The following is a 26,673-nucleotide window of genomic DNA, read 5'->3' as shown; positions in this document are numbered from 1 at the left end:
GAATATGAAAGATTGGTCTATCGAAAACGCACGTTCAAGCTATAACGTAACCCATTGGAGTCAGCAATATTTTGGTATTGATGACACGGGTGAAGTCACAGTGACACCAGACCCAAGTAAACCTGACTGTACGATTGGTTTGAATGAACTTGCCAAAGATATGGTGAAAGCTGGTGTTGCATTACCAGTGCTTGTGCGTTTCCCGCAGATTTTACATCGCAGAGTCGAAAACTTATGTGATGCATTCAATGAAGCTATTCAAAAGTACGAATATCAGAATGATTATTTGTTGGTTTATCCTATTAAGGTTAACCAGCAGCAGACCGTTGTTGAAGAAATATTAGCCAGTCAAAAGTCTAAAGAAGTACCTCAGTTAGGTTTAGAAGCAGGCAGTAAACCTGAATTAATGGCAGTACTGGCTATGGCGCAAAAAGCCAGTTCAGTGATTGTATGTAACGGCTATAAAGATAAAGAATATGTTCGGTTAGCACTGATTGGTGAAAAACTGGGTCATAAAGTTTATATCGTTATCGAAAAGATTTCTGAACTTAAGCTAATTTTGCAAGAGTCTAAAGAGCTTGGCGTGACCCCAAGACTGGGTTTACGTACTCGTTTAGCTTTCCAGGGCAAAGGGAAATGGCAAGCCAGTGGCGGTGAGAAGTCGAAATTTGGCTTATCAGCTGCGCAAGTCTTGAAAGTACTGAATGAATTAAAAGAGCTCGATATGATGAGTTCTTTGCAATTGATTCACTTCCACTTAGGCTCGCAAATCGCCAACATTCGCGATATCCGCCAAGGCGTGAGCGAAGCAGGGCGTTTTTACTGTGAATTACGAAAGTTAGGCGCGTTAATCGATACCTTTGATGTCGGTGGTGGACTCGCAGTTGATTATGACGGTACTCGAAGCCAAAGTAACAACTCGATGAACTACGGCTTAACTGAATATGCTAATAACATCGTCAGTGTGCTTGGTGATATTTGTAATGAATACGAACAGCCTATGCCACGTATTATTTCAGAGTCTGGCCGTCATTTAACAGCGCATCATGCGGTATTAATTACCGATGTGATTGGTACTGAGTCCTACTACCCAGAAGATATTCAGCCGCCAGAAGAAGACGCGCCACAGCTATTACACAATATGTGGATGTCGTGGACGGATATGAGTGAGCGCCCAGATAATCGCGCTATCATTGAAATCTATCATGATACTCAAAGCGATATTGCTGAAGCGCATTCATTGTTTTCTGTAGGCCAGCTGACTCTAATGCAACGCGCATGGGCTGAGCAAACAAACTTGCGAGTTTGTCATGCATTAAAAAGCTTATTAAGTAATAACAATCGATTCCATCGACCGATTATTGATGAATTAAATGAGAAACTTGCAGATAAGTTTTTCGTTAACTTCTCATTGTTCCAATCAATTCCTGATGCATGGGGTATTGATCAAGTGTTCCCTGTATTGCCGTTAAGCGGCCTTGATAAGCCACCAGAAAGACGTGCGGTAATGTTAGATATCACCTGTGATTCAGATGGTATCGTCGATCAGTACGTTGATGGACAAGGCATCGAAACGACCTTGCCAGTACCTGCATGGACGCCAGAAAGCCCTTATTTAATTGGCTTTTTCATGGTTGGTGCTTATCAAGAAATCTTAGGCGATATGCACAACTTATTTGGTGATACTAATTCGGCAGTGGTTCGTGTTGAAGAGAATGGTTTACCGAATATTGAATCAGTATTAGCGGGTGACACCGTTGCTGATGTGCTGCGATACGTTAACTTAGATGCCGTTGCGTTTATGCGCACCTACGAAGAGTTAGTCAACCAGCATATTGCAGAAGAAGAAAGAACCTCAATATTGGAAGAGTTACAGTTAGGTCTAAAGGGTTACACCTATTTAGAAGATTTTTCGTAAAAAGAGTGTCAGCAGAGTAATGCACATTACTCTGCGTTTTTAGGTTTAAAATATGTTTTTTGAAGGTTCTGAAAAAAAGATTGAAGTCATATTAGCTGACTCATCTCAAAAATTGCGCAGCTTTGGACAGCCATTTTGGGCTGACATTGTCGCCTGCGCTAATGCTGAAATATTATCCTCAGTCAGTAATGAGTTTTGTGATGCCTACTTATTAAGTGAGTCCAGCTTGTTCGTGTGGGATGACCGCTTTGTGATGCTGACTTGTGGCACAACGACACTTGCTGACGCTGTGATGTCATTTATTGAGAGTGTGGGTGAAGAGGCGATTGCTTTTGCCAGTTATCAACGTAAAAATGAATATTTGTCGCACTTGCAATCAAGTTCATTTCAAGATGATTTGAAAAAAATCCGTCAAACGATAGCTGGTAATGCATACCGAATTGGCCACTTAGATTCACATCATCATTATATGTTTAGTACCAAGAAGCCGTTTATTGCGCCAGCTGCTGATACGACAAATGAATTGTTGATGTACCATATTAACGGCGATGCAGCTGATTATTTGCGTGGCATGAATCAATCAGCACAAGGCATTCGTGAATTATTGCAATTGGCGGAACTGTTTCCTGATTTCATCGTGGATGACTTTTTGTTTGAACCTTTTGGTTATTCAATTAATGGCATTAAAGGCCAAGAGTATTTCACGATTCATATTACACCTCAGGAAAAAAGCTCCTATGTGAGTTTAGAAACCAATGTAAACCTATCGGAGCATCCGGTTGATATTTACGCAAGGCTATTGAGCAGTCTTAATCCTGGTAGCTGGGATGTGATTGGTTTTAATTCGGCTAAAAATACTGACGGGTTCCCTGCACATTTGTGTTTGGGGAGTTGCTCGCTTGCGACTGAGCAAGGGTACGAGGTTAATTTTAGTCACTATCAGCAACTTTGTCATGAAGTGCTGATACCAGAATATTTGTAGTTATTGGCGTTTCGCCTTTACGGAGAGTTGTATGAGCACTTTTGCTGAAAAAGCAGATTATTCATTGTATTCCAATGCGTTTGGTTACTTACGTCAGCCGCTTAACTTTAAGCCGACTGAAACGGATGCAGATGTCGTTGTTATTGGACTACCGTTTGATATGGCAACAACGGGACGCTCAGGCGGTCGTATGGGGCCTGATGCTATTCGTCGTGCATCAGTAAACCTTGCATGGGAAGAAACACGCTGGCCGTGGGATTTTTCAATCAGCGAGACTATCAATATCGTTGATGCGGGTGATTTAGTGTTTGATTGTGGTGATCAAGAAGATTTCACTACACGGCTTGAAGGGTTTGCAACCCGTATACTTGATAGTGACAAAGCATTATTAAGCTTTGGTGGCGATCATTTTGTTACTTTACCTTTATTGCGCGCGCATTATAAAAAGTACGGCAAAATGGCTTTGTTGCACTTTGATGCGCACACAGATACTTATAGCCAAGGTAGCAAGTATGATCATGGTACGATGTTTTTTCATGCGCCGAATGAAGGCTTAATTGCACCTGAAAATTCAATTCAAGTTGGTATTCGAACTGAATACAATACCGCTGACCATGCTTTTAAAGTGATTGATGCAGCCACAGCCAACGATCTTACTGCGGCGCAAATTGTAGAACAAATTAAGCAACGTGTTGGTGATATGCCACTATACGTTACGTTTGATATTGATTGTCTCGATCCAGCCTATGCACCAGGTACTGGTACGCCAGTTTGTGGTGGCTTAACCAGTGACAAAGCAATGAAAATCATCCGTGGTCTTCGTGGCATGAATATCGTGGGTATGGATGTTGTCGAAGTCGCCCCAGCTTATGATTCAGCAGATATTACGGCGCTTGCTGGTGCGACCTTAGGTCTTGAGTTGCTTCATGTGTGGGCAGAAGGCAAAGGTTTAGTTAAAAAGTAAGTTTACTTACTGACCTTATTTGAAAACCAACGGTTATCGTTGGTTTTTTTATGCCTACTTTTTGCAATTAATGCTTATAAGCATAATTATCAGCAATGTCATGATCATATATCAGCAACTGTGAGTATAATGACAGTAATTAAAGAGGTATCTAAATGAATGATTTAACTGATATCCGCCGAGAATATACTCAAGGTGGATTACGCCGTAACGATTTGCCTGAAAACCCAATGGATTTGTTTACCCAATGGATTGAGCAAGCGAAACAAGCAGAGTTGACCGACCCTACCGCAATGTGTGTTGCAACAGTAGATGAACATGGGCAACCTTTTCAGCGTATCGTGTTACTCAAAAAGTTTGATGATGATGGCTTTGTTTTCTTCACTAATTTAGAAAGCCGCAAAGCGATACACCTAGCGCAAAATGCCAAGACCAGCCTACTGTTTCCATGGCATCCGCTAGAAAGACAAGTGGCGGTAACGGGTGAAGCAGAACCATTATCCATGATGGAAGTGACTAAGTACTTTATGAGTCGCCCCAAAGATAGCCAAATCGCTGCTTGGGTGTCAAAACAGTCGAGTAAAATCAGTGCTCGCCAAGCACTAGAAGGCAAATTTAATGAGATGAAAAATAAATTTGCCAAGGGCGAAGTACCACTGCCTAAATTCTGGGGTGGCTACCGCATCAAACCTGAAAGTATTGAGTTTTGGCAAGGCGGAGAGCGAAGGTTACATGACCGCTTTGTTTATCAAAAGAATCCCTCGGGCTGGAATATTGATCGATTAGCGCCGTAAGTGGCGTTAATGACGTAACAAATTTAATTTGCTGAGATAATGTAATGAGTAAAACAATCTGGGTCGATGCCGATGCATGTCCCAACCCAGTTAAAGAAATGCTTTTTCGTGCTGCCGATAGAAAATCGGTGCCGTTAATTTTGGTGGCTAATCAGCTTATTAGAGTGCCTGCTTCACCTAATATTTCTGTCGTCAGAGTAAGCTCAGGTTTTGATGAAGCTGACAATTATATTGTTGAACAATTAAAAGACGGTGACTTAGTGATTACTGGGGATATTCCGCTGGCTTCAGATGCGATTGAAAAAGGTGCGATGGTGTTTAACCCTCGTGGCGATATCTATACCGTTGATAATATAAAGCAGCGCTTAACCATGCGTGATTTTATGGAAGAGCTAAGAAGTAGTGGTGTGCATACTGCTGGGCCTAATAGCTTTTCGCAAGCAGACAAACATGCTTTTGCACAGGCACTTGATAAATGGCTAAGTCGTTTATAGTCAGTGTTATCTATGTATTTATGACTTTTAGCTGCTAATGTAGCAAGATTGAATTAACTCAACGTTTGGATAGCCTACGAGTTAATTAATTTTAATCTATAATTTAACTGTTTTTATTCACAAAAGGGATTAATGATGAAAAAATGGCTCAAAGTGTTACCCATTGCGTTACTGTCTACTTCTTTGATGTCTGCGGCGAGCTTTGCAGCCGACTGGCAAGTTAAACAGGGACACTCAAAAGTCAGTTTTATCTCAATTAAGAAAGGCGATATTGCTGAAGTTCATGACTTTAAAAAAGTAAGTGGTAGTCTAACGCCAGAGGGTGCGTTTAATTTATCGATTGATTTGGTCAGCGTTGACACGGGTGTTGAAATTCGTGATGAACGAATGCAAACCATGTTATTTGAAGTGGCTAAATTTCCAGAACTTGGGTTATCAGCAGTCGTTAATCCTAAATTATTGGCTGATTTGAGCGTAGGTTCAACATTAGTTACACAAATTGATGGCACAATAGAGCTACACGGTAAAAGTCGTCAAATAACATTTGATGTTTTAGTCGCTAAGTTATCGGATAAAAAAATGGTGGTGAGCAGTATGGCTCCTGTCATAATTCAAGCAAATGATTTTGATCTTGTTGAAGGGGTCAATAAGCTCCGCGAAGTAGCAGGATTAAGCAGCATTAGTTTAGCTGTTCCAGTCTCTTTTGTTTTGACTCTATCCCAATAACTGACGATGTTGCTTATTTAGAAAATTAACGAGTGGCTTTTGCAGTTCAAAAGCCACGTATACAGGGGACATAATGGTCACTGATAAAGATGGTTACATTCATTTAATTCAATATTTAACTGAGCATTTAGGGCTGTTTGAAGCGTCAGAAGATAACAGTATAAATAGCCAAACAATAATGGAATTATTCGAAGACCAACTATCAGCCCAAATCATTATGGTTTGTGGCCAGAATCCAAACCTATCATTTGCTCAGCGCAATAAAGTCATTCGTGAAATTGATGCTATTGTCTATGATCTTGAAGAGATTTTAGCTAGTGTTGCAAGCCATAATGCAACGCCAGATCAAAGTGTGTTTATCACAGAGTTTTCTGGTTTGATCAAAAACTTGTTTGATAAAGAAATCGAACAAATCCTTAGATAATTTCATTATAAAACTTTAACTCATCTTACTTGTAGGACTTTTGCATGTTCAAAACAATCATTAATGCTACCTTCATTTGTTGTATTTCATTTTCAAGTATGGCGGCTGAGAAAGAAGTACTAGGCCAAACTGAAATGATGTCAGTTAGTCAAAATGGAGTTGTATTTGAAGCAAGAATGGATACAGGCGCAGTTAACTCGTCATTGCATGCTCTAGATATTAACGTCGAAGGTGGCAGTGCGAAAAAAATGAAAGACAACATAGGTAAAAATGTGTCTTTCACGACTTTCAATGAGAAAGGCGAGCAAGAAAAAATTACTGCTGAAATTGTCGGCGTGTCTACGGTGAGTAACTCTCAAGGCACTGAAACCCGTTACGCGGTTAAATTACCTATTACCTTTGGCGAAAGCACCCGTAAGGTCAAAGTAAATTTAAAAAATAGAACCACAATGGACTATAAATTACTGATTGGCCGCAATTGGTTAAAGAGCCGCTATGTGGTTGACGTATCAGAAAAGAAATTTATCGGCCCAACTGCTGGGATCAGTATTGTCGAGTCTGGTTTGATATTTGATACTCGTATCGATACTGGTGCAGTAGAAAACTCCTTGCATGCCGTAAATTTAAGAATTAAAGATGAAGATAAAACCAACATGGATAATAATGTTGGTAAAGATGTGACATTTACAACCATGAATGAGAAAAATGAAACGGTAGACGTTACTGCACGTATTCATAGCACCTCATTAATTCGTAATGCACAGGGGAGTGAGATCCGCTACATGGTGACATTAACAATCGGCGAACCCGGTGAAGAATTCAAAGTTGATGTTAACCTACGTGATCGCAGTAAGATGACGTACAAGCTACTGATTGGCCGTAACTGGCTGCAAGGCCACTATATTGTTGATGTTAATATGTAAGGCACTCCAACATTAAAAGCCGCTCATTTGAGCGGTTTTTTTGTGCCTTAATTTGACTTGTTTTCTTCATTAATACGAAAGACTTATTCGAGAGCACTGTATCGATATGTAATTGAATCTTAACAAATCTGCAACCCTTGCTGTTTATAGTCTTGGGTAGTTTTGGATTAAACCAAAATGATAAAAATACTATAAACACATAAAGATAGATTAATAAATCTAGGGGTTACACATGTTTTGCAAACTGAATAAGTTCAATTTTTCGTTATTAGCTTTATCCATATCTACTGTATCTATGGCGACTTTAGCAGCCAAAAGCTATGCGGATGATTTAATCATCTCTGAATACATTGAAGGAAGCAGCAACAATAAGGCGATTGAACTATACAATCCCACTAATGAAGCAGTCGATCTTTCTGGTTATCAACTTCAGTTCTTCTTCAATGGTAATAGTAACAGTGGCGGCACTATCAGTTTAACTGGTGAGGTTGATGCGGGTGCGACTTTTGTCGTCGCGGATGATGATGCTTCTTCTGAGATACTAGCTAAAGCTCAACAGTTATCAACAACGAGCTTTTTTAATGGTGATGATGCCATTGTACTCTTTAATCAAACAACGATTGTCGACTCACTGGGTCAAGTAGGAGTAGATCCTGGCTCTGAGTGGGGCTCAGGTGATTTGTCGACGAAAGATAATACTTTAAGACGCAATCACGATGGCATCATTGCCGACACAAATCCTGATGATGCAGTTTCTTTAGATAATTGGTTTGGATTTGCAAAAGATGATTTCAGTGATCTTGGCAGTTTTAATGGTTACGTGACTGACCCAACTGACCCAACTGACCCAACTGACCCAACTGACCCAACTGACCCAACTGACCCAACTGAGCCAGTTGAGCTGATTTGTGGTGATTCATTTACTGCAATTCATACCATTCAAGGTAGCAGTGATATCAGTCCATTAGTAAGCGAGACGGTTGTTGTAGAAGGTATTGTCACCAGTGATATGCAAGCGGGTCTAAAAGGTTTTTACTTACAAATGGCTGATAGTGAGATTGATGCCGATCCGAACACTTCTGAAGCCATATTTGTTTATACAGATTCACAACCAATCGCTGTCAATATGGGCGATAGAGTCAGATTACAAGCGACAGTAAAAGAGTATAACAATCTCACAGAACTCGCAGATATTAGTGGCAGTATCGTGTGTGATACTCAGCAAGTATTACCTCAAGTATCTTTAATAAGTTTACCCGTTCAAAGCACACATTCACTTGAAGCTTACGAGGGAATGTTGATCGGTTTTGAGCAAGCTTTAGTGGTGAATACTGTCGCCAACTTAGGTCGATATGGTGAGGCACAATTAGGTAGCGAACGTCATTATACAGGGACACAAGTTGCCAATCCTGGTGCTGATGCGTTAGCACTAGAAGCAAGTTATGACTTAGACCGCATCATCCTAGATGATGGCGCAACCATTCAAAACCCAGATGTCGTGCCTTATCCTGCGCCGCAATTATCTGCTAATAACAGTCTTCGTGCAGGTGATTCTATCTCATCTATCACTGGGGTTTTGCATTACAGCTTTAATGAATATCGAGTGATGCCAACTCAAACTGTCAATGTTATTGCTAGCAACTCTCGTACAACGACACCAGAGCTTGTGGGAACCGGCGATGTCACTGTGGCAAGTTTTAACGTGCTAAATTACTTTAACGGCGACGGACAGGGTAATGGTTTTCCAACTTCACGAGGAGCTGATTCATTCAGTGAGTTTGAGCGTCAACAAGCTAAGATTGTAAATGCATTAGCTGCCATGAATGCTGATGTCGTTGGTTTAATGGAAATCGAAAATGATGGCTATTCAGACCTGTCTGCTATCGCAAACTTAGTCAGTGCTTTAAATGATGCAACGGTTGCCAACCGTTATGATTATATTGCTGCAAGTGACACCACTGTCGGCACAGATGAAATAGCCGTAGGGTTAATCTACCAAGTTGACCGCGTTTTACCTGTAGGTGAAGCCAAAGTGCTAAACACGAGTAACTCACATTTAGATGAACAAGGTTTACCATTATTTGATGACAGTAAAAACCGCCCAATGGTGACTCAATTATTTGCTGATGCTGCTACTGGGGATGAGTTTGTTGTTGCAGTAAACCACCTTAAATCTAAAGGCAGTAACTGTAATAGCGTAGGGGATCCTGATGTCGGTGATGGTCAAGGTAACTGTAACCTCACTCGTACTAGGGCAACTCAAGCTATGATGCCTTGGCTGGCAGCGCAATATGATGTTAATGGTGAACAAGCCAAAGTACTGATTATTGGTGATTTAAATGCTTACGCCAAAGAAGACCCTGTTACAGCGTTAACAGATAATGGTTTTACTGAGTTATTTAGCCACTTTGGTATTTCGGATGCTTATTCTTATGTTTACTCAGGTAAAGCTGGTCAGTTAGACCATGCATTAGTGAATGATGCATTACTTGATAATGTGTTGAATGTGATTGATTGGCATATTAATGCTGATGAACCATCCATTTTGGATTATAACCAAGAATATAAATCGGATACCCAGCTTGTTAATTACTATGCTGCGGATGCTTATCGCTCTTCAGATCATGACCCTATGGTTGTCGAGTTACAATTCACTCCTGCAAATCAAGTTCCTGTCGCAAGCTTTACATGGGCAATAAATGGTGCGCAGTTAGAAGTTGTTTCTACTTCCACTGATGACAAGCAAGATGGGTTAACACATCAATGGCAGTTCGGTGATGGAAGTGCTGCCACAGGGATGTCTGCAAGTCATGCGTTTGCAAATAATGGTGTTTACCAAGTCACCTTAACGGTAACAGATGCAGAAGGTGAGTCAGATAGTTTGACGCAAACAGTCGAGGTGACTGATATTCCTGAAAATGCCGCTCCAACAGCTGTGATTCAGTACATAAACTTGTGGTTTTTAGAGGTATTTGTTTCACGAAGTGTCGATGAGGATGGTCGAATTGCATCGCAATCATGGTTGTTTAATGATGGCCATCAGTCGAATCGCCGTATTGTACTTAAACGTGCAGGGCAAGCGAATGAGGTACAGTTAACCGTGACTGATAATGAAGATGCGACAGATACAGCGTCATTACAGTTTTAAGTATCTGAAATCTATCTCAGAGTTAAAGCAAAAGACTGCTTTGATTTAGAAAAAATTTATCATGAGTAAACACAACAAAGGTGGCTTAATTGCCACCTTTTTATTACCATTCTTGCCTTAATAAATACCTAAGGCTGTGATGACAGAATTTATTGCCCCACCATGCGCTGAACAGATTTCCATCCTATATCAAGATGAGCATTTACTGTTGATCAATAAACCCAGTGGTTTACTGAGTTTATCGGGTAAGAACCCACTTAATAAAGACTCTGTTCATTATCGTTTAGTGCAAGATTTTCCGACGGCAACACTGGTTCATCGTCTCGATTTTGGCACCTCTGGCATTATGCTGGTGGCATTAAATAAAACGATCAATGGCCAACTAACCAAGCAGTTTCAAGATAAAACCATTAATAAGCGTTATCACGCAGTGCTGCATGGTCATTTATCAGATGAGTTACAAAGCTTGGGTGCGATTAACGCTGCAATCACGAAGGATGTCGATAATTTTCCTTACATGAAAATCTGTAGCGATACAGGTAAACAAGCGCTAACAGAGTTTGAGGTGATTGAGGAGAGCTTTGTTAACGCCAATGCTAATGTTGGCGCCAGTATTAATACTAATACCAATACCAATACCAATACCAATACCAATACCAATACCAATACCAATACCAAAAAATCCGAGCAAAAAGTGCCAGTGACGCGGGTAAAATTCACGCCGATTACCGGTCGTACACACCAATTAAGGATCCACAGTCAACATATTGGTCACCCGATTCTGGGATGCGATTTATACCGCAATGCAATATCAGAAACCCTAGCATCAAGGCTATTACTGCATGCCAGTTATTTAAGCTTCACTCATCCAGTGACAGGGATTCGATTTGAAATAGACTGCGATATTCCGTTTTAATAAGCGCCTTTTTAAGAAACGCTATTTTAAGAAACCCTATTGTAAGAAGCACCTTTTTAAAGGGACGTGCATTTTTAAAAAAACGGAATAAGTTCAGAACGTAAAAAGCCCGCTGTTAAAAACAGCGGGCTTTTTTATTTACCAAGAATAAGGCTTCATTAGCCGTATTCGTTAAAGCACACCACGTTTCATTTGGTCACGTTCAATAGACTCAAATAACGCTTTGAAGTTACCTTCACCAAATCCTAAGTTATTCTTACGTTGAATAATTTCAATGAAAATAGGACCAAATAAGTTTTTAGTGAAAATTTGTAATAAGTAACCATCGTCATCACCATCGACTAAGATTTGGTGATGCTTAATACGGTCATGATCTTCAGTCACTTGTGGCAACTTATCGAAAATGGTGTCGTAATATTCAGGAATAATATCTAGCGTCTTAATTGCAGTGCCTTCCATTGCATCTAAAGAACCTACGATATCGCGGCTTCTAAATGCTAAATGTTGTACACCTGGGCCGTTATACTCGCCTAAGTATTCATCAATTTGGTTGTTATTGTTGCCTTTACCTTCATTGATTGGAATGCAGAAACTGCCATCTGGAGAGCGAAGCGCATAAGATACCAATGCGGTTTGTGCGCCGCTGATGTCAAAGTAGCGCACTTCAGTAAAGGCAAAAATGTCTTTATAAAAGTTAGCCCATTTTTCCATGGTGCCTTTGTAAACGTTGTTGGTTAAGTGATCGACTTCCATAAAGCCTTTCTCTTCAACAATCATTGGCTCTGCTAAGTCTTCAAAATCATTGATGTAGATATTTTGCGCTTCACCGAATACGTCGATGAAATAAATTAAGCTGTCACCGATGCCGTAAATTGCAGGGTATGCCATGTCTTTTGCTGCATCATCAGCAGGTTTTGCACCACGAGCAACGGCTTCGTTAAATGCAAACTCAGCATCTTCAACACGCCAGCCCATAGAACAAATTGCAGGTCCATGAGACTTAGCAAAATCAGCAGAGAAACCTTGCTTAGATTTGTTCAGTAAGAAATTAATATCGTTTTGTTTGTAATAAACAATATCGTTCGCTTTTGCTTTTTTAAGCATAGAAAAACCGAAGTCAATAAACACTTGATGCATAAAATCAGTGTCAGGGCTGGCAAATTCTGTAAATTCAATGCCTAAAAGACCAAGTGGGTTTGTTTCGCTCGCCATTGTGTTTTCCTTAATTTTATTTGCTTTGAGCGTCACTCTTTGGTGACGTTTAAACTGAGTACAGGTGAATCAAATTTTGTTGTTATGATTCAATCCATGAACGGTTGTAATCATCACTCATGCAGTTTTTTACATGAGCGGTTAATTTAAGTGGTGCAAAGGTATCTACCATTACCGCATATTCGTAGGTTTCTGTTTTGCCGATTGATGCTTCGGTTTTTCCTGGTTGCGGCCCATGAGGCACACCTTTTTGATGCAGGGTCATATAACCGGCTTCAATCCCTTTACGGCTCATGAAATCGCCATCAACGTAATATAGGACTTCGTCACTATCGATATTGTTGTGGTAATAAGGCGCTGGAATAGATTGAGGGTGGAAGTCATAAAGACGTGGCACAAAGTTGCATACTACAAAGTTGTTAGCTGTGAATACGATATGGTCAGAAGGCGGTAAATGAATTTTACCAACCTTAGGAGCATACTCGGTGATGTTAAATGCCCACGGGTAAACACAACCGTCCCAGCCAACAAGATCAAATGGGTGCCACTCTAGTGTTGTCACTTGATATTTATCACCAAACTTACTCACTAGCGGAAATTCACCTTGTTCAACAACGGCTTCAGCTAATACAGGTGTTCTAAAGTCGCGCTCGCAATAAGGGGCAGACTCAAGCATTTGTCCGTATTCATTTCTAAAATGCTTAGGCACTTCAACCATTGAGAATGACTCAATGACAAACAAGCGAACGTTGGCGTAATCATCAAACTTAAGCTGATAAGTCGTGCCGCGTGGGATAATTAAATAGTCCCATTGCTTAACTTCAAGTTCGCCATACTCACTGAGCAATTTACCCGAACCATTGTGAATAAAGATAATTTCGTCTGCATAAGCATTACGATAAAACTCAGCGGTATCTTCAGAGACTTTTGCGGTGTACATAGCGACATCGCTATTAAAGAATATTTTATTACGGGCACTAAAAAAGTTGCCTTCACAATCAGCTTGGCGTGAGTCCAGCTTGTAGTTTTGGATTAATGAATCCTGCCAAGTTTCACCATGATCAACTGAGTAAGGTGCAACAGCCAGTGCTTTAGTTGGCATGTTGTGATGATATTTGTTGGAGTAAATATTAGAAAAACCGTGAGTTGAAAATAATTCCTCACGATATAACTCGCCCGATTCTTTTTCGAAAGCGATATGACGTTTAGCAGGTATCTGACCTTGCTGAACATATACAGGCATACTGACTCCTTAATCTAATTTACTCTTTAAATGGTATTTAATTTGATACTGGCGCTGTTTTTGTTGGTGTTTTCTAGCGCAATAAAATCAAACACTTTGTGATCTAGTTATCAATTTAGTTGCTAGAATGGACAAAAAAAAGAATAATAAACCACGTAACTTAATCAAATTTTTAGATGGTATTGATTTGTTTACAATAGTGTCACAGCAATTGGACAGAGCTTGCGAGAGGGTAAAAAATGAAAATTGATGTAGAAGCCTTTAATGTTCTGCAAGTGCTTGTTGAAGAAGGAAGTTTTTCCAAAGCGTCAGAGCGATTACACAAAGCACAGTCAGCGGTAAGCTATCAAGTTAAAAAGCTTGAGCAGCATTTAGGGGTGCAATTATTTAATCGAGATCAATACCGTGCTGAGTTAACCCCTGAAGGCAAAGTCATTTTGGCTGAAGGACAGCGCTTACTGCAGCATTTATCGAATATTGAACATTTGGCCAGCCGATTTAGTGAAGGCTGGGAGCCAAAGCTTGAGTTGGTCATTGATGGCGCTTTACCGATGGAGCCCATCATGACCGCGCTTAAGCGTATGTCTGAGAATAATGTTCCTACTAAAGTGCAGCTGAATATGGAGTTCTTAGGCGGGGTACAGCATCGATTTGAGCGTGATAAAGCTGATTTAATGTTGGTCAAAGATTATGTTGCTGCGCCATATTTCTCTGCAAAACAATTACCCACAGTGACCAGTATTTTAGTGTGTTCAGCGCAGCATCCTTTAGCCACCATGTCATCGGTGAGTTTATCTGAATTGCAGCAACATGTTGAACTGACCATCGAAGATTCTGCACCGACAAAACAGCGTGATGAGTTACAATTTGGTGGTGATAAAGTGTTTTATTTATCAGGGTTTATCATGAAGAAGAATGCGTTACTGAAAGGATTAGGCTTCGGTTGGATGCCTGAATATTTGATAGCTGAAGAGCTCGACAGCACTCAGTTAGCGATTGTTGACTTTGTTGGTGGCCATCGTTTTCGTTTCACCCCGCAGTTAGTGTCGACACTTGAGCGACCATTAGGCCGAGCAGGGCAGTTATTCACGGATTTAATTTTAGAAGAATTCGCTTTGTTTGATGAAAGCTAGAAAAATAGGAACGAGATATGGCTTATTGGTTAATGAAATCTGAACCTGATGAGTTCAGTATTGATGATTTACAGCAATGCAAAAATAAAACAGAAACTTGGGATGGGATCAGAAACTATCAAGCTCGTAATTTTTTACGGGATAAAGTAAAGCTCGGCGATACAGTCTTTTTTTATCATTCAAGCTGTAAAGTGCCAGGCATAGTGGGTTTAGCAACAGTATCATCAGCGCCTTATATTGACCAAAGTGCTTTTGATCAAACTTCAACCTACTTTGATGCTAAATCTTCCATTGATAATCCACGCTGGGTAGCAGTAGATTTAACCTATAAATCAAAATTTAAACGCATCATTACGCTGGCTGAATTAAAAGCAGATCCTAATCTGGCTAAAATGCTATTAGTCAGCAAGGGAGCAAGACTTAGTGTACAACCTGTGACTCAGCAAGAGTTTGATTACATATTGTCCCTTGAGTAAAGGTCTTAATATTGCGATTCCTATTATTAATATCAGTTATAAAGCGGATACCAAAAAGGAACTCAATTGAGTTCCTTTTTGGTAAGTGTCTAGGGCCTGTTGGTCATTTTTACTGCGTTATCGACTTTTTATGTAGAATAAGCTTTTTATGAAGAACTACACCACAAAGTCTCTGCCTTGTACAAATGACCAACAATTCGCTGCAAAAACAACCTCGAAAGATCAATAGGCCCTATCTATACGCTTGATGCCATCCGCATTGTGTTGTTTCAGTTAGTCACTCTTTTTAGCTAGATTAGTCACTTGTTTTAGCTAGATTAGTAACTCTCTTTAGCTACAATTGTTTGGCCGATAGGCGTGAGGCTCAATAATGCCAATTTGACATGTTGTATCGCAAACGGAATACCGATAATAGTCACAAAACAAGCCAGAGCATGGGTAAGATGACCAATCGCTAACCAAATACCACAGAATAAGAACCAAATAACATTACCGACCATACCTAATGGGCCCGTACCAAAATCTTCAATTCCTGATAAATGTTTGCGATTGACATTTTCTTGTCCAAAAGGCCAAAAAGCCATTTCGCCAATCACAAAGCAAGCACGTCCAAAAGGAATACCAACAATACTGATAAAACATAATAGCCCTGCTAACCACCACGCAAGTCCCATTACAAACCCGCCCATGATGAACCACGCAATATTAAATATTAATCTCAACACTGACATTGATAATCCCTTAGTTTCGAATGAATAAAATTGTTAAGTCTTTTTTAAGTCTTATGCTTAGATAGCTAGAAATGTGCCAATAATTTTTCATTGCTTATATTTTAAAGTAGGACTCATCTTAGCTTCTGTTTTATATCGATTTTATTCATTTATGCAGCTTGACCTTATCAAACAAATATATCCAACAAGGCTCATGGAATGTTATTGAATACATTCTAGGATAAGTTCGAGATAGCGGTTCTCACTAATTTTTAGGTAAAATAGTCATTAAGGTTTTTAATCATTGAATAAGTGAATCATTATGTTTGCGCCCACGCCCGTCGAGACCATGACATTTGCGCAGCGAGAAATATTTGTTAAACGTGACGACCTGATCCATCCAGACTTTAGTGGCAACAAAGCCCGCAAGTTTCAGTATTTTCTTGAAAAAGAATGTCCTGAAATCACTAAGCTGGTGGGTTATGGTTCTGCGCAAGCCAACTCTTTGCATTCGCTTGCTGTGTTGGCAAAAATGCGCGGCTGGCAGTTGGATTATTATGTTGACCATATCGCCCATTACTTACAGCAAAACCCACAAGGTAATTATTTGGCGGCACTTGATAATGGTGCCAATATCATCGAAAAGCCTGAGCATGTCACTGAAAGCCTTGATAGCTATGTGACAGAGCTTGCCAGATCAGCGTTAGATAATGAATTGTATATTCCAGAGGGCGGTCGCTGTGAGTATGCCGCTATTGGCCTTGAACAACTAGGTCAACAAATTCTCGACTGGATGCATGAAAAACACTATTCAACCCTAAACCTATTTTTACCATCAGGCACTGGCACCACAGCATTATTCTTACAACGCTTCTTTAAGATAAAGCGATTTGAGCATGAAGATTTACCAGAAGTGAATGTACTGACTTGCAGCTGCGTTGGTGGTGATGATTACCTAAGGTTGCAGTTCAATCAGTTAAGCGAAAATGCGCTTCATCACCCACGTATTATCTCTAATGGCAATAAATATCACTTTGGAAAGTTAAAACGTGAGTGTTATGAGATGTGGCAGCGCGTGTGTGCAAGTGGCATTGAATTTGAGCTGCTATACGATCCAGTGGGTTTTATTATGCTTGAACATTTTTTAACGCAATCAAGTACCGTGGATAATATAGATAACACTGCGCCGCTAATGTATTTGCATCAAGGTGGCGTGTTAGGTAATCCAAGCATGTTAGCCAGGTATCAACGCAAGTATCAGGCAAAGTAACACTCAAATAAGGCTGATGAGGAAGTAAGTCAGTTTAGGTTTTGTATTTATCGTTATTTATATTTTGGTGGGGTATTGTGCGTAAAATGGAAATTGACAAACTTGACCAGTGATTTTGTGAATAGGTCAGTGAATCTGAGAATAAGTTAGTGATTTTGTAAGTAGTGAAGTGATTTAAGAGTAGGTTCTTTTCATATTGCTCAGTTCTAATAAACGTCCGGTAATGTGTGAGAGGAAATACCGAGAAGCGATGTTTATTGAGTAACTGAGCAAATGAATAACGCAAGCGTTATAGAAAGTGTTACTTGTTAGCCGTAATCAACCATTTCATAAATTTTAACGCTTCAGTGCGCTTTGAAAAAGTTGTTTTAGTTTTACCTTGGCTGTCAGTAAAAGCTATTGAGTTTTTGTTTGATGATATTGAGTTTACAGGGAAATTAACTGTAATTTCATGACCATTAATGTTGTATGACATGTGCCACACTCCTTGTTTAAAATTTCACCTAATGGTGAGTAAGTAATAACAATAAATATCCTTAAGCAGTTGTGTTGCGTAAGTTTCTTTGTGTATTGGTTTAGTTTTGTCTGCTTAAGTTAATTGTGTTCATTACACTTACAAGTAGGCTTAAATTGATTAATTTTTTTAATCGCCAACATACTTGCTTTGAATAGTTGAACATAGCCATATGACAAACTAATGACAATTATCGACAATGTTGAACTTTGCAAAATGACTTGTAGTGTGGGTTTACTGGTGCAGTTATATGACTAACAGAAGGGTAAACAAATAAATACAAGTTAACTTAATAACATAACGGATAATATGCGTATATTTTTTATATAGCAATACATTTTTTTCAAAATAGAACAGTTTCAGACTAAAAGGTGAACTAATCAGTGTTTTTTCGGGGATAAATTCACCGAAAAATGTAAAACAACAGCAATAGTTACCAAACACTATATGTGTCGATAACTATCGCTGTGCTTTTTACTGTAAATGATTTGGTGTAAATAACTCACAGTGCTTAATTCATTTAAGCAAATTACTGGATCTATCTCGTTTAGTAAATCAACTCACCGATAGGGTTGAGCAACTTGCTAATGCCTTTGGTGAAATACAAAGGTGCATCTACAACGGTATAACATAAACAACCTTCTACTGTTTTAGGGCTGTGTTCATGTTCGCCATTAAGTAAAATGAAATCGCCTGCAGTGTAAGTGTTGTATTCATCACTGAACTCGCCAGCTAACAACAAGGTTAACTCTTCACCTTTGTGGCTGTGTTGTGGTATCTCGCCATTTTCAGCAATGTGTAGCAAACTAGCACGAGCTTGATTTTCACCAGTGTCTAAGCGTAAACGACTGACTTTGCCAATTCCTTGCCAGTGATTAACCACTTGCTGCCTGAATGCGCGGGGTAAGGTGTAATCCTGCCCTTTAACATTGGTACTGATATTTGCCGAAGCGCTTATGTTTTCTGAAGCACCTATAGTCGCTGCTGGAGCGTTATCAAGTACGCTATCGTCTGACATCATATCAGCTAGCAATGCTTCAAGATCTGCATCTAATGCCGCGTTCATTTGAGTGTTATCAGTTGATACCTGTGACATCGCAAAATTTTCATCAGACGCCGCTAATGTTAGTGCAGTGACTTTTTCAGTACATTCAGCACAAAGTTCACAGTGGGCTGAAACAGCAATTGAAAGAGATAAAGGAAGCTCGCCTTTTGCATGGAGTGTTAACAAGTCCTGATTGGGGTGATACTTAATCATAATGTTTCTCCATGAAGCCTTTTAACTTTTCTAAACCGAGTCTTAATCTTGATTTTACCGTACCAATGGGCACTTTAAGTTTGTCTGCAAGCTCTTGTTGAGTCAGCTCTTGCATATAGATCCCTTGTACCACTTGTTTTTGAAGTGGTGGCAAGTCATCAACGTGTTTGAGTAATGTCGCAGAAAGTTTAAAGTCGTTATCTGTTTCATCGCTTTCATCTGATTCGAACAAAGGCCAAATGTCATCACCATAAGCATCTTCACGGTTATTTTGCACTTTACGCAGCATATCAAAGCACTGATTTCTCATTACAGTAAACACCCAGGTGCTTACGGCTGCTTTGTCTGCATTGTATAGATGTGCTTTGGTCCACACACGAGTCATGGTTTCTTGAACCAAGTCCATTGCTAGACCTTGTTGACTTAACCTCTGCATACCGAATGCACGGATCTTAGGAGAAAAGTGTGCAAACAATTTTGCAAACGCAGCTTTGCTGCGATCATTAGCGACTTGCATCATAAGTTCTGCAAGGTACTGCGCTTCGTTGTCACTAGAATCGTTTGTGGTCATGGCACTATTATTTTTAGATAACATACCTTTATCATAACGATTTTGTGGCGTTTGTGATTGAAAATTTTCCATTTATTTTCACTCGCGTCTACAAATGAAGTCTTATAAATAAACTTCGAGAAATACAGATGTTCACTTTTCTTTTGAGTTGATTAAAACGGTGAACATGCGACTTGAATATTGATACGCAAACCAGAATAGAAAAGATCATAAATTTATTAAACTTTGTTGAATTTGTTTTGATATGAGCTTAATCGGGTTTTGGAGGGTGAAAAAAGGGGAGTGAGGTAATGAGTCAATGTCGTATTCATGGCATGATGAATAAACCAAGCATCATTACTTAATGATGCTTGTAATCAACTCTTGGGTCATTTCATGGTTATGGCTATTGATGCATTGATACTTTTCTTCAGCCGTAATCGGCATAATCTCTAACCAACGCTGACAAACCCAAGAAATGTTTGCAAAGTCGTCTTTGTTATAATGAGACAAGTGAGTCGGGTATTGCTCAAGAATTTGCAGCAGTGACTCACTCAGGAATTGCTGATTAGGGATTAAATCACTGCTTGGCCAATCAGGGAGTAAAGTAACATCACCGCGCTTGAGGCCATCAGTTTCAACGTCAAACTGATTGACTTTAAAACGTTGTCGACCTTCAATGCTGATCCCTAGCAAGCCATCATCTAATGTTTCAAAGTCAATGATGTGTACCCAAGTGCCAATGGGCATCAGTTCGTTGCTACTGTTGAGCATACATAAGCCAAATCCTTCACCAGACTTTAAAGATTCGGTGACCAAACGCTTGTAGCGAGGCTCAAAAATTCTTAGTTGTGTAAAGCCTTGTGGCAGTAGACAAATTGACAGTGGAAACAAGGGTAAAATCATAACTGCACCTATATGATGATTGACTCAATGTGAGAAACAAGGTTTATTGTTAAATCAGGTATGTATACGACCTTGTCCCACGTGATGATCACTATTTATTGCTCGTTTTGTTTAACCCAAATTAATTCTTGTTCTTTAATACCTAAAGTATTCATTTTTTCAACAAAGCGTTGCTTTACTTCGGCAGAAATACTGGTGCTACGGGCTAAAATCCAGGCATATTCATTATTGGGCCCAATAACGAGTGAGGCTTGGTAATTTCCTTGCTCATCAGTCGTAATGTCATGCACTTGATAAGCGCCATAGAAAGGGCCAAAAAAGGACACTTTTAAACGGGCGATATCATTCGATTCCATAAAGTAAGCTTTACCTTCAGCTTCTTTCCAACGAGATTTTTGTTCAGAAAACCCTTTATTAATGACCACAACTTTGTCGCCTTCTAAAGAGTAGGTTGCGGTAACTTGGCTTAAGCCTCTTTCAAACGAATGGTCTAACCTTGCAATTTCATGCCAAGTACCAAGATAATTATCTAGATTAAAGTCATCAATAACAGCCACTTTGGTGTCAAGCATAGTGCAGGCGCTGGTAGATAAAAGTAATAAAGTAGAAGCGATTATTTTTACTGTTTTTTTGCGCATCTTATTTCCTTTATAGGGATGTTTTTCTGATGATTCAAAGCCTTGACTGCGGCTTGTTGATTTATAGCTAATGATACGGCGTTTCGTGCCGATAAGATCTTAATAAAATTATGATTGTTGTAAATTTACACTAAATAGAAATAATTTTGGAACGAGACTGTTTTATTACGATGAACTTTACAGTTTTTTTATCTAAATCAATTATAATTTAACCAAATCGATGTTGAGTTAACTGAGACACCATAATGAAGAAAGTTCTTGATACTGTAGATCAACGCACCCAATTAGTGGGCGAAAACCGGTTGGAATTACTACTGTTCAAAATAAATGCAACTCAATTATTTGCGATTAATGTTTTCAAAGTAAAAGAAGTGGTTAAGTTACCCGCGTTAAGTGCGATTCCCGGTAGCAAATCCAATATAAGTGGTGTGGCCAATATTCGCGGACTGTCGATTCCGGTGATCAATCTTAGAGGGGCGATTGGGTTTAGCCCAATGCCAGTGTCTGATGATTGTAATTTAATTATCACAGAATATAACCGCAGTGTGCAGGGTTTTTTAGTCGGTAAAGTAGAGCACATTGTTAATATGACTTGGAGCGACATTATGCCGCCACCAAAGTCAGCAGGCCCTAATAATTACCTAACAGCAATTACCAAGTTGCAGGATAATGATGTCGAACGTTTAGTATCTATTATTGATGTGGAAAAGGTACTTGCCGAAATTATTGACTATGACATTACCCTTTCAGAAGGTGTGTTAGATGAACAACTTGCATCCCAAATGCCAGGCAAGAAAATATTGATTGTGGATGACTCTTCAACCGCAAGAAAGCAGGTTAGAGATACCCTAAGTCAGCTGGGCATTGAGATTATTGAAGCCTCGGATGGATTACAAGCGCTACAATTACTGCAGCGCTGGGCAGATGAAGGTAAAGACGTATCAACTGAGCTATTAATGATGATAACGGATGCTGAAATGCCAGAGATGGATGGCTATAAGCTCACCTCTGAGATACGCGCCGATAAGCGGATGTCATCCTTATTTATCACACTAAACACATCACTTAGCGGCAGCTTTAACCATGCTATGGTCGAAAAGGTCGGTTGTGATGAGTTTATCTCTAAGTTTCAACCTGATTTATTAGTGGGTGTGGTGCAGAAACGATTAAAGACTGTATTGGAGTTGTAGACTAATTAAGTGACACGAATCTATACTCGCTGATTAAGACGCTTACATTAAGTAAGTTAATGGTAGCGTCTTTTTTACAGCGTTTAACTGAGTCAAATTATTATCTGTCTAAAACACTATCTTTTAAAAACACTATCTTTTTTAGAACACTAGCTGTCTGAATAATTACCTGTCTACAGGGCTTAAGGTATGTCTGAAATGACGGTCAATATCATGAGTTTAAAGCTCAGTGTTTTTTAAATCTCAATGCCTAGCAATTCCTGCACTAGTTGATTATCCGCTGCCTTTTGTCATTATTGCGTTGTAAAGGTATGCCGAAAAGTGTGATTTTACTTGTTTCGGTAGTTTACTGATTAGCAGCGCTTTCTTAATTGTTCCCTAAAAGATGTTTCATGAATAGGACACCGACAAAGATATCCATCATAGTGACAGATGCACCTAGTTGAGGGCGAGAACACATATTGCCACGATAAATCTTTAGTAGATTAACCATATATTTATAGAGATAAGCTTGTCACTGCACGCTTAGAAAATGATATTCAATCAGGCAACATATGATAAATGGGGGTTATGATATTTTCTTATTTTTCATAAAAATCTAAACGCTACAAAAAAACGATGAAGTGAATATTATATTTAAGTGAAAAGGACTACAATCAGTGCTACGTTCACTTTATTTTAGATACTCTTATATGTTTGATATCAATACCAATATCAATACCAACCGGATGATCTTAAGTATTCTGATTGTGGCGCTGGCACTCACTATGATTGCATCTAACATTCATGCGAAAAGCAACGAAACAGAATTGTCATCAGAAGCCACAATCCCCCTGAGTGAGCAAATTAACAATGGGCTAAGCAAGGCAAAATCACTGATATCCCAAAAAGATTACCATGCTGCTGAAGTTATTATTAATCAGTTGCTTACAGATGATTTTAGCTCGAAAAACACAAGCGTGTTAGTCGATATCTATACCACAGCGGGAAAGCTTAACTATAAACAGAAAAAGTTTAATAACGCCGTTGTGCAGTTCGAAAAAGTTATCCCGTTGATTACTGGCAACGACGATGACTCAAAAAAACAATTAGCAGCCATATATCATGAAATTGCGCAGTGTTATAAGCACCTAAAAGATATCCCCGAATCTATTGCTAATTATCAAAAATCACTAGTTATTCAGCAGGGTAGAGAGGATGCTCTAGCGGTAGCCATTGCCTTAAAAAATATTGCAATGGCTGAAAATAAGCAGAGAAACTATATCAGAGCACTTGATCATGCCCGCCGAAGTTTAAACATCCTGTCTTCGATCAGTCCATCAACATCGCGTTATGCACAAGTCGCACTGGCTTCAGGTATTATTTATCGCAACATAGGCCATTACGAGAAATCTTTAGATTATATTCAACAAGCAAAGCATATTTATGAGCAAGAAAATGATTTACGCCACTTAGCTGAAGTAGACAATCAAATCGGCCTAATCTATACCAAGTTAGATCAGTTAAATAATGCAAAATCTTTTTACTCTCAAACTATTGCTTTGCCAATAGATAAAGTGAAACCTGAAACGCGCGCAGCGGCATTTCGTGAATTAGGGGTTATTCATTATTATCAAAATGACTTAGCAAAATCGATTAATATGCTAACGACAGCATTGCAGCTCTATCAATCAATGAACAGTTATTCAAAAACAACCCGCATCCATTTTTTGCTAGGAACCAATTACCTAAAACAAGAAAAGGCCGCCATAGCGACAGGTTATTTTAAGCAATCTCTCGCATTAGCAATTGAATACAAACAAGCTGAATTTCAAGTCCAATCCCTTAATTACTTAGGCAAAGCTGTACTCGAAAAAGATGTCGAGAAAGCGATTTCATTTTTGGAACAAGCATTGCTACTGTCTTCTGAGGTTGATGATAAAGAAAATATATTGATGACCTACCATTGGTTAAAAGAAGCAGAAAAAATCAAAGGAAACTTAACAAAATCTCTGCTGTACTCAGAGGAAAAATATCAATTATCACAAATTATCCAAAAAGAACGAGAGGCATTTGATTTCACAAAAAACCAAGTTATTTTGGCATCTTACAAGCTAGAAACTGAATTAGATGCTTTGCGTGAAGATGCAGAGTTAAGTGCTCTTAAATTAGACCAACAACAAACTCAAATTGCGCTCATGCTTCAGTCGCAAAAAATTACTGAATTAGAGATAAAAAAGAAACGTTTTTCCATATTTATACTCATCACGACACTGTCGGTTTTTGTCATCCTGGTTTTTTATATCCTCTATCGATACAAGAATACCCGTGCAATAAACAGAGAACTCGATTACTTAGCGTCGAGAGACCCGTTAACCAACTGCTATAATCGTCGTATATTATACCAGCGCTTTAACGAAAGCTTCGAGCCGTCAAAGACGCCCATACAATACTCTGTGCTACTGGCGGATATAGACTCCTTTAAGACCATCAACGATACCTACGGTCATACCTCTGGCGACAAAGTGTTACAAGGCGTCGCAAAAGTGTTGATGAATAACGCCAGTGAAGCGGATACGGTGGCGAGGTTCGGGGGCGAAGAGTTCTGTATCTTATTACCCGACTCAAGCGAGAAAGAAGCAAAACAAATTGCAGAACAAATGCGACAAGGCATTGAAAGTAGTCAATTTGAATCAATTACAGTCACTTGTAGCTTCGGTGTAGCCTCATTTAGCGTTGATGTTGAATGCAACCTAACCTTAATTGAACGTGCAGACATGGCGTTATATCAATCAAAATACCAAGGCAGAAACAGAGTCACTCGATGGGAATCCAAAAGCATGAAACACGATTAACGCTTATGTAGAGTGATTTATTAAGTCTAACTGCAAAAAAAGGCCTTTCCGTTCTGATGTTATAACCTTTCATTCTCATCTGTTGCCGCATGTCAGTTATAAATGGACTTTTAGTCGCCATGAATAAACATCCTTGTCTTTACTACTAAACTGTATGCTTACGCAGTGTTGTTGGGGGCCTTTTTTCAAGTAAATTATTAAACTTTATTTGCGCACTTAATTTTTTGTCATACATTTCTAATTCATAAAATCATAAACTCAATCGTTAATGTCTGGATTATTGCGTAAGATAAATGCCCATGCGCATTTTGACAGCTGGAATATGGATGTTTTTTTGAGTAATGTAATTAAATTATTTAGTGTTGCGCACTTTCACAGGTCTGATGTGATAAATGTGCATGCTCACTATACAGTTGTTATATGCAAAGGAAGGTTTTGTGACACTCGAAGCTACTTGCTGTTGTAAGCAAATTTCTATATCCCTCTCAGGTGAGCCTGAAATGAACGCTGTTTGTAATTGTACAAACTGTAAACAACGTACTGGAAGCGCTTTTGGTATCTCTACTTATTTTAAAACTGATGCAGTATTAAAAAAATCAGGTGATACTAAAATTTATAAATTATGGCATAAAGAGCAAAATCACGAACAAAATCGTCACTTTTGCACTAAATGTGGCACAACGCTTTATTGGACTATATCAACATTGCCTCATTTAATTGGTGTTGCTGGTGGGTGTTTCGCCGAATCTGAAATTTTAGAGCCAACTCATACATTGAATAGCTCTAAAAAATGTAATTGGGTCAATTTGCCTGAGAATTGGCAAGTTCAGGGGTGAGATGCACATAACAAACTAATAAATAAGAACAAATTACGGTTGGTTTTTGCTCCTTCGTCGAGTATTTAGACCAACTACAATTTACCCATTATTAGGCGTTAAATACATGGAGGTTTGGTGATAAACGTATATCTTTTTGATTGGGGCGACACTTTGATGGTTGATTTCCCTGGTGTTACAGGAAAAATGTGTAACTGGGAAATTGTTGAGCCTGTCACTGGAGCTAAAGAAGCTTTAGAAGTGCTATCTAAAAATGCCCAAATCTATATTGCTACAGGTGCTGCCGATTCAACTGAGTTAGAAATTCAACAGGCTTTTGAACGTGTGGGTTTGAGCCAATTCATATCAGGTTATTTTTGCAGAGCTAACTTGGGGTTACCTAAAGGAAGCCCTGAATTTCTCAATTCTATTTTGGATAAATTAAAAGTCCATTCAGAAAATGTGGCTATGGTTGGTGATAACTTTGATAAAGATATTAAACCTGCAATAGCCACTGGCATTCAACCATTCTGGTTCACTTCAAAACATATAGAGTCAGCTACAGATAATGTTAAATTAATTAGAGGGTTAAGTGAGTTGTACTTATAGTAAGCTGTTTAAAACGGGACAAATAA

The 26,673-nt window shown here is 39.1% G+C and carries 25 protein-coding genes; 17 read left to right on the top strand and 8 right to left on the bottom strand.

Annotation, left to right across the window (positions count from 1 at the left end; all coding sequences use genetic code 11):
* Positions 1-4: 4 nt before the first annotated feature.
* The 10 genes from speA (at position 5) to Q4600_RS03470 (ending at position 11,289) form a co-directional block, all read left to right on the top strand.
* A complete protein-coding gene (gene speA / locus Q4600_RS03515) occupies positions 5-1,918 on the top strand; it encodes a biosynthetic arginine decarboxylase (RefSeq protein ID WP_102527965.1) in 1,914 nt (637 codons plus the stop codon).
* A 52-nt stretch (positions 1,919-1,970) separates the two neighbouring features.
* Positions 1,971-2,900, top strand: a complete 930-nt coding sequence (locus Q4600_RS03510; protein ID WP_303514175.1) for an adenosylmethionine decarboxylase — start codon at positions 1,971-1,973, stop codon at positions 2,898-2,900.
* 31 nt (positions 2,901-2,931) lie between these two features.
* The gene (gene speB, locus Q4600_RS03505) at positions 2,932-3,864 is read left to right on the top strand and encodes an agmatinase (protein ID WP_102527963.1); all 933 of its coding nucleotides are present in this window, start codon (positions 2,932-2,934) and stop codon (positions 3,862-3,864) included.
* A 155-nt stretch (positions 3,865-4,019) separates the two neighbouring features.
* Positions 4,020-4,658, top strand: a complete 639-nt coding sequence (pdxH, locus tag Q4600_RS03500) for a pyridoxamine 5'-phosphate oxidase (protein ID WP_102527962.1) — start codon at positions 4,020-4,022, stop codon at positions 4,656-4,658.
* Between the two features lie 44 nt (positions 4,659-4,702).
* Positions 4,703-5,152 (top strand): YaiI/YqxD family protein, encoded by a 450-nt coding sequence (locus tag Q4600_RS03495; RefSeq protein ID WP_102527961.1) that lies wholly within the window; start codon positions 4,703-4,705, stop codon positions 5,150-5,152.
* 135 nt (positions 5,153-5,287) lie between these two features.
* Positions 5,288-5,878: a YceI family protein gene (locus Q4600_RS03490; protein WP_198589560.1), complete on the top strand. Its 591-nt coding sequence runs from the start codon at positions 5,288-5,290 to the stop codon at positions 5,876-5,878.
* 73 nt (positions 5,879-5,951) lie between these two features.
* Positions 5,952-6,302, top strand: coding sequence for a DUF3802 family protein (locus Q4600_RS03485; RefSeq protein WP_229369038.1), 351 nt, complete (start codon positions 5,952-5,954; stop codon positions 6,300-6,302).
* A 44-nt stretch (positions 6,303-6,346) separates the two neighbouring features.
* A complete protein-coding gene (locus Q4600_RS03480; RefSeq protein WP_102527958.1) occupies positions 6,347-7,225 on the top strand; it encodes a RimK/LysX family protein in 879 nt (292 codons plus the stop codon).
* A 232-nt stretch (positions 7,226-7,457) separates the two neighbouring features.
* Entirely contained in the window at positions 7,458-10,373 is a 2,916-nt protein-coding gene (locus tag Q4600_RS03475; RefSeq protein WP_303514182.1) for an ExeM/NucH family extracellular endonuclease, read from the top strand.
* Between the two features lie 139 nt (positions 10,374-10,512).
* Complete coding sequence (locus Q4600_RS03470; protein WP_303514184.1) at positions 10,513-11,289, top strand: RluA family pseudouridine synthase; 777 nt, start codon at positions 10,513-10,515, stop codon at positions 11,287-11,289.
* A gap of 171 nt (positions 11,290-11,460) precedes the next feature.
* On the opposite strand, the gene hppD is transcribed toward Q4600_RS03470, so the two are convergent.
* Together hppD and Q4600_RS03460 are read right to left on the bottom strand one after the other, a co-directional pair.
* Positions 11,461-12,501 (bottom strand): 4-hydroxyphenylpyruvate dioxygenase, encoded by a 1,041-nt coding sequence (gene hppD, locus Q4600_RS03465; RefSeq protein WP_102527955.1) that lies wholly within the window; start codon positions 12,499-12,501, stop codon positions 11,461-11,463.
* Between the two features lie 82 nt (positions 12,502-12,583).
* Complete coding sequence (locus Q4600_RS03460) at positions 12,584-13,744, bottom strand: homogentisate 1,2-dioxygenase (protein ID WP_102527954.1); 1,161 nt, start codon at positions 13,742-13,744, stop codon at positions 12,584-12,586.
* Between the two features lie 239 nt (positions 13,745-13,983).
* On the opposite strand from Q4600_RS03460, the gene Q4600_RS03455 reads away from it, so the two are divergent.
* Both Q4600_RS03455 and Q4600_RS03450 read left to right on the top strand, forming a co-directional pair.
* A complete protein-coding gene (locus Q4600_RS03455) occupies positions 13,984-14,877 on the top strand; it encodes a LysR family transcriptional regulator (RefSeq protein ID WP_248955726.1) in 894 nt (297 codons plus the stop codon).
* Positions 14,878-14,894: 17 nt separating this feature from the next.
* Entirely contained in the window at positions 14,895-15,353 is a 459-nt protein-coding gene (locus Q4600_RS03450) for an EVE domain-containing protein (RefSeq protein ID WP_303514189.1), read from the top strand.
* A 317-nt stretch (positions 15,354-15,670) separates the two neighbouring features.
* On the opposite strand, the gene Q4600_RS03445 is transcribed toward Q4600_RS03450, so the two are convergent.
* Positions 15,671-16,084 (bottom strand): YccF domain-containing protein, encoded by a 414-nt coding sequence (locus Q4600_RS03445; protein ID WP_229369031.1) that lies wholly within the window; start codon positions 16,082-16,084, stop codon positions 15,671-15,673.
* A 301-nt stretch (positions 16,085-16,385) separates the two neighbouring features.
* Here Q4600_RS03445 and Q4600_RS03440 point away from each other — a divergent pair, with 301 nt between their 5' ends.
* Complete coding sequence (locus Q4600_RS03440) at positions 16,386-17,333, top strand: 1-aminocyclopropane-1-carboxylate deaminase/D-cysteine desulfhydrase (RefSeq protein ID WP_303514192.1); 948 nt, start codon at positions 16,386-16,388, stop codon at positions 17,331-17,333.
* Between the two features lie 301 nt (positions 17,334-17,634).
* Here the strand turns inward: Q4600_RS03440 and Q4600_RS03435 are convergent, their stop codons facing one another.
* The 5 genes from Q4600_RS03435 to Q4600_RS03415 form a co-directional block, all read right to left on the bottom strand.
* Positions 17,635-17,808, bottom strand: a complete 174-nt coding sequence (locus Q4600_RS03435) for a hypothetical protein (protein WP_102527949.1) — start codon at positions 17,806-17,808, stop codon at positions 17,635-17,637.
* Between the two features lie 586 nt (positions 17,809-18,394).
* Positions 18,395-19,105 carry a ChrR family anti-sigma-E factor gene (locus tag Q4600_RS03430; RefSeq protein ID WP_102527948.1) on the bottom strand — a complete coding sequence of 237 codons (711 nt, stop codon included), beginning with the start codon at positions 19,103-19,105 and terminating at the stop codon, positions 18,395-18,397.
* Positions 19,098-19,748 carry a sigma-70 family RNA polymerase sigma factor gene (locus Q4600_RS03425; RefSeq protein WP_102527947.1) on the bottom strand — a complete coding sequence of 217 codons (651 nt, stop codon included), beginning with the start codon at positions 19,746-19,748 and terminating at the stop codon, positions 19,098-19,100. The genes Q4600_RS03430 and Q4600_RS03425 overlap by 8 nt, the downstream gene beginning before the upstream one ends.
* Positions 19,749-20,012: 264 nt before the next feature.
* Positions 20,013-20,561, bottom strand: coding sequence for an LON peptidase substrate-binding domain-containing protein (locus tag Q4600_RS03420; protein ID WP_303514201.1), 549 nt, complete (start codon positions 20,559-20,561; stop codon positions 20,013-20,015).
* 95 nt (positions 20,562-20,656) lie between these two features.
* Positions 20,657-21,199 (bottom strand): lipocalin family protein, encoded by a 543-nt coding sequence (locus Q4600_RS03415; RefSeq protein WP_102527945.1) that lies wholly within the window; start codon positions 21,197-21,199, stop codon positions 20,657-20,659.
* A gap of 245 nt (positions 21,200-21,444) precedes the next feature.
* Here Q4600_RS03415 and Q4600_RS03410 point away from each other — a divergent pair, with 245 nt between their 5' ends.
* The 4 genes from Q4600_RS03410 (at position 21,445) to Q4600_RS03395 (ending at position 26,647) form a co-directional block, all read left to right on the top strand.
* Entirely contained in the window at positions 21,445-22,389 is a 945-nt protein-coding gene (locus Q4600_RS03410) for a chemotaxis protein CheV (RefSeq protein ID WP_303514205.1), read from the top strand.
* Positions 22,390-23,048: 659 nt separating this feature from the next.
* Positions 23,049-25,223 (top strand): diguanylate cyclase, encoded by a 2,175-nt coding sequence (locus tag Q4600_RS03405; protein ID WP_303514206.1) that lies wholly within the window; start codon positions 23,049-23,051, stop codon positions 25,221-25,223.
* A gap of 398 nt (positions 25,224-25,621) precedes the next feature.
* On the top strand, positions 25,622-26,059 hold the full coding sequence (locus Q4600_RS03400) for a GFA family protein (RefSeq protein WP_303514208.1): 438 nt from the start codon (positions 25,622-25,624) through the stop codon (positions 26,057-26,059).
* Between the two features lie 117 nt (positions 26,060-26,176).
* On the top strand, positions 26,177-26,647 hold the full coding sequence (locus Q4600_RS03395; protein WP_303514210.1) for an HAD family hydrolase: 471 nt from the start codon (positions 26,177-26,179) through the stop codon (positions 26,645-26,647).
* Positions 26,648-26,673 lie beyond the last annotated feature (26 nt).

Origin of the sequence: Shewanella sp. 2_MG-2023 (assembly GCF_030548905.1) — a bacterium.
GTDB lineage: Bacteria > Pseudomonadota > Gammaproteobacteria > Enterobacterales > Shewanellaceae > Shewanella > Shewanella electrodiphila.
The sequence above is the reverse complement of the archived record's forward strand: the minus strand, read 5'-3'. Positions and strand labels throughout refer to the sequence as shown.

Bases quoted from the DNA above. Each gene is read 5' to 3' on its own strand.
- Q4600_RS03440 (WP_303514192.1), top strand. From the start codon at position 16,386: ATGTTTGCGCCCACGCCCGTCGAGACCATGACATTTGCGCAGCGAGAA.
- Q4600_RS03480 (WP_102527958.1), top strand. From the start codon at position 6,347: ATGTTCAAAACAATCATTAATGCTACCTTCATTTGTTGTATTTCATTT.
- pdxH (WP_102527962.1), top strand. From the start codon at position 4,020: ATGAATGATTTAACTGATATCCGCCGAGAATATACTCAAGGTGGATTA.
- speB (WP_102527963.1), top strand. From the start codon at position 2,932: ATGAGCACTTTTGCTGAAAAAGCAGATTATTCATTGTATTCCAATGCG.
- Q4600_RS03400 (WP_303514208.1), top strand. From the start codon at position 25,622: ATGCTCACTATACAGTTGTTATATGCAAAGGAAGGTTTTGTGACACTC.
- Q4600_RS03475 (WP_303514182.1), top strand. From the start codon at position 7,458: ATGTTTTGCAAACTGAATAAGTTCAATTTTTCGTTATTAGCTTTATCC.
- Q4600_RS03460 (WP_102527954.1), bottom strand. From the start codon at position 13,744: ATGCCTGTATATGTTCAGCAAGGTCAGATACCTGCTAAACGTCATATC.
- Q4600_RS03450 (WP_303514189.1), top strand. From the start codon at position 14,895: ATGGCTTATTGGTTAATGAAATCTGAACCTGATGAGTTCAGTATTGAT.
- Q4600_RS03495 (WP_102527961.1), top strand. From the start codon at position 4,703: ATGAGTAAAACAATCTGGGTCGATGCCGATGCATGTCCCAACCCAGTT.
- Q4600_RS03425 (WP_102527947.1), bottom strand. From the start codon at position 19,748: ATGGAAAATTTTCAATCACAAACGCCACAAAATCGTTATGATAAAGGT.
- Q4600_RS03490 (WP_198589560.1), top strand. From the start codon at position 5,288: ATGAAAAAATGGCTCAAAGTGTTACCCATTGCGTTACTGTCTACTTCT.
- Q4600_RS03410 (WP_303514205.1), top strand. From the start codon at position 21,445: ATGAAGAAAGTTCTTGATACTGTAGATCAACGCACCCAATTAGTGGGC.
- Q4600_RS03485 (WP_229369038.1), top strand. From the start codon at position 5,952: ATGGTCACTGATAAAGATGGTTACATTCATTTAATTCAATATTTAACT.
- Q4600_RS03435 (WP_102527949.1), bottom strand. From the start codon at position 17,808: ATGTCATACAACATTAATGGTCATGAAATTACAGTTAATTTCCCTGTA.
- Q4600_RS03455 (WP_248955726.1), top strand. From the start codon at position 13,984: ATGAAAATTGATGTAGAAGCCTTTAATGTTCTGCAAGTGCTTGTTGAA.
- Q4600_RS03415 (WP_102527945.1), bottom strand. From the start codon at position 21,199: ATGCGCAAAAAAACAGTAAAAATAATCGCTTCTACTTTATTACTTTTA.
- speA (WP_102527965.1), top strand. From the start codon at position 5: ATGAAAGATTGGTCTATCGAAAACGCACGTTCAAGCTATAACGTAACC.
- Q4600_RS03430 (WP_102527948.1), bottom strand. From the start codon at position 19,105: ATGATTAAGTATCACCCCAATCAGGACTTGTTAACACTCCATGCAAAA.
- Q4600_RS03445 (WP_229369031.1), bottom strand. From the start codon at position 16,084: ATGTCAGTGTTGAGATTAATATTTAATATTGCGTGGTTCATCATGGGC.
- Q4600_RS03510 (WP_303514175.1), top strand. From the start codon at position 1,971: ATGTTTTTTGAAGGTTCTGAAAAAAAGATTGAAGTCATATTAGCTGAC.
- Q4600_RS03470 (WP_303514184.1), top strand. From the start codon at position 10,513: ATGACAGAATTTATTGCCCCACCATGCGCTGAACAGATTTCCATCCTA.
- hppD (WP_102527955.1), bottom strand. From the start codon at position 12,501: ATGGCGAGCGAAACAAACCCACTTGGTCTTTTAGGCATTGAATTTACA.
- Q4600_RS03420 (WP_303514201.1), bottom strand. From the start codon at position 20,561: ATGATTTTACCCTTGTTTCCACTGTCAATTTGTCTACTGCCACAAGGC.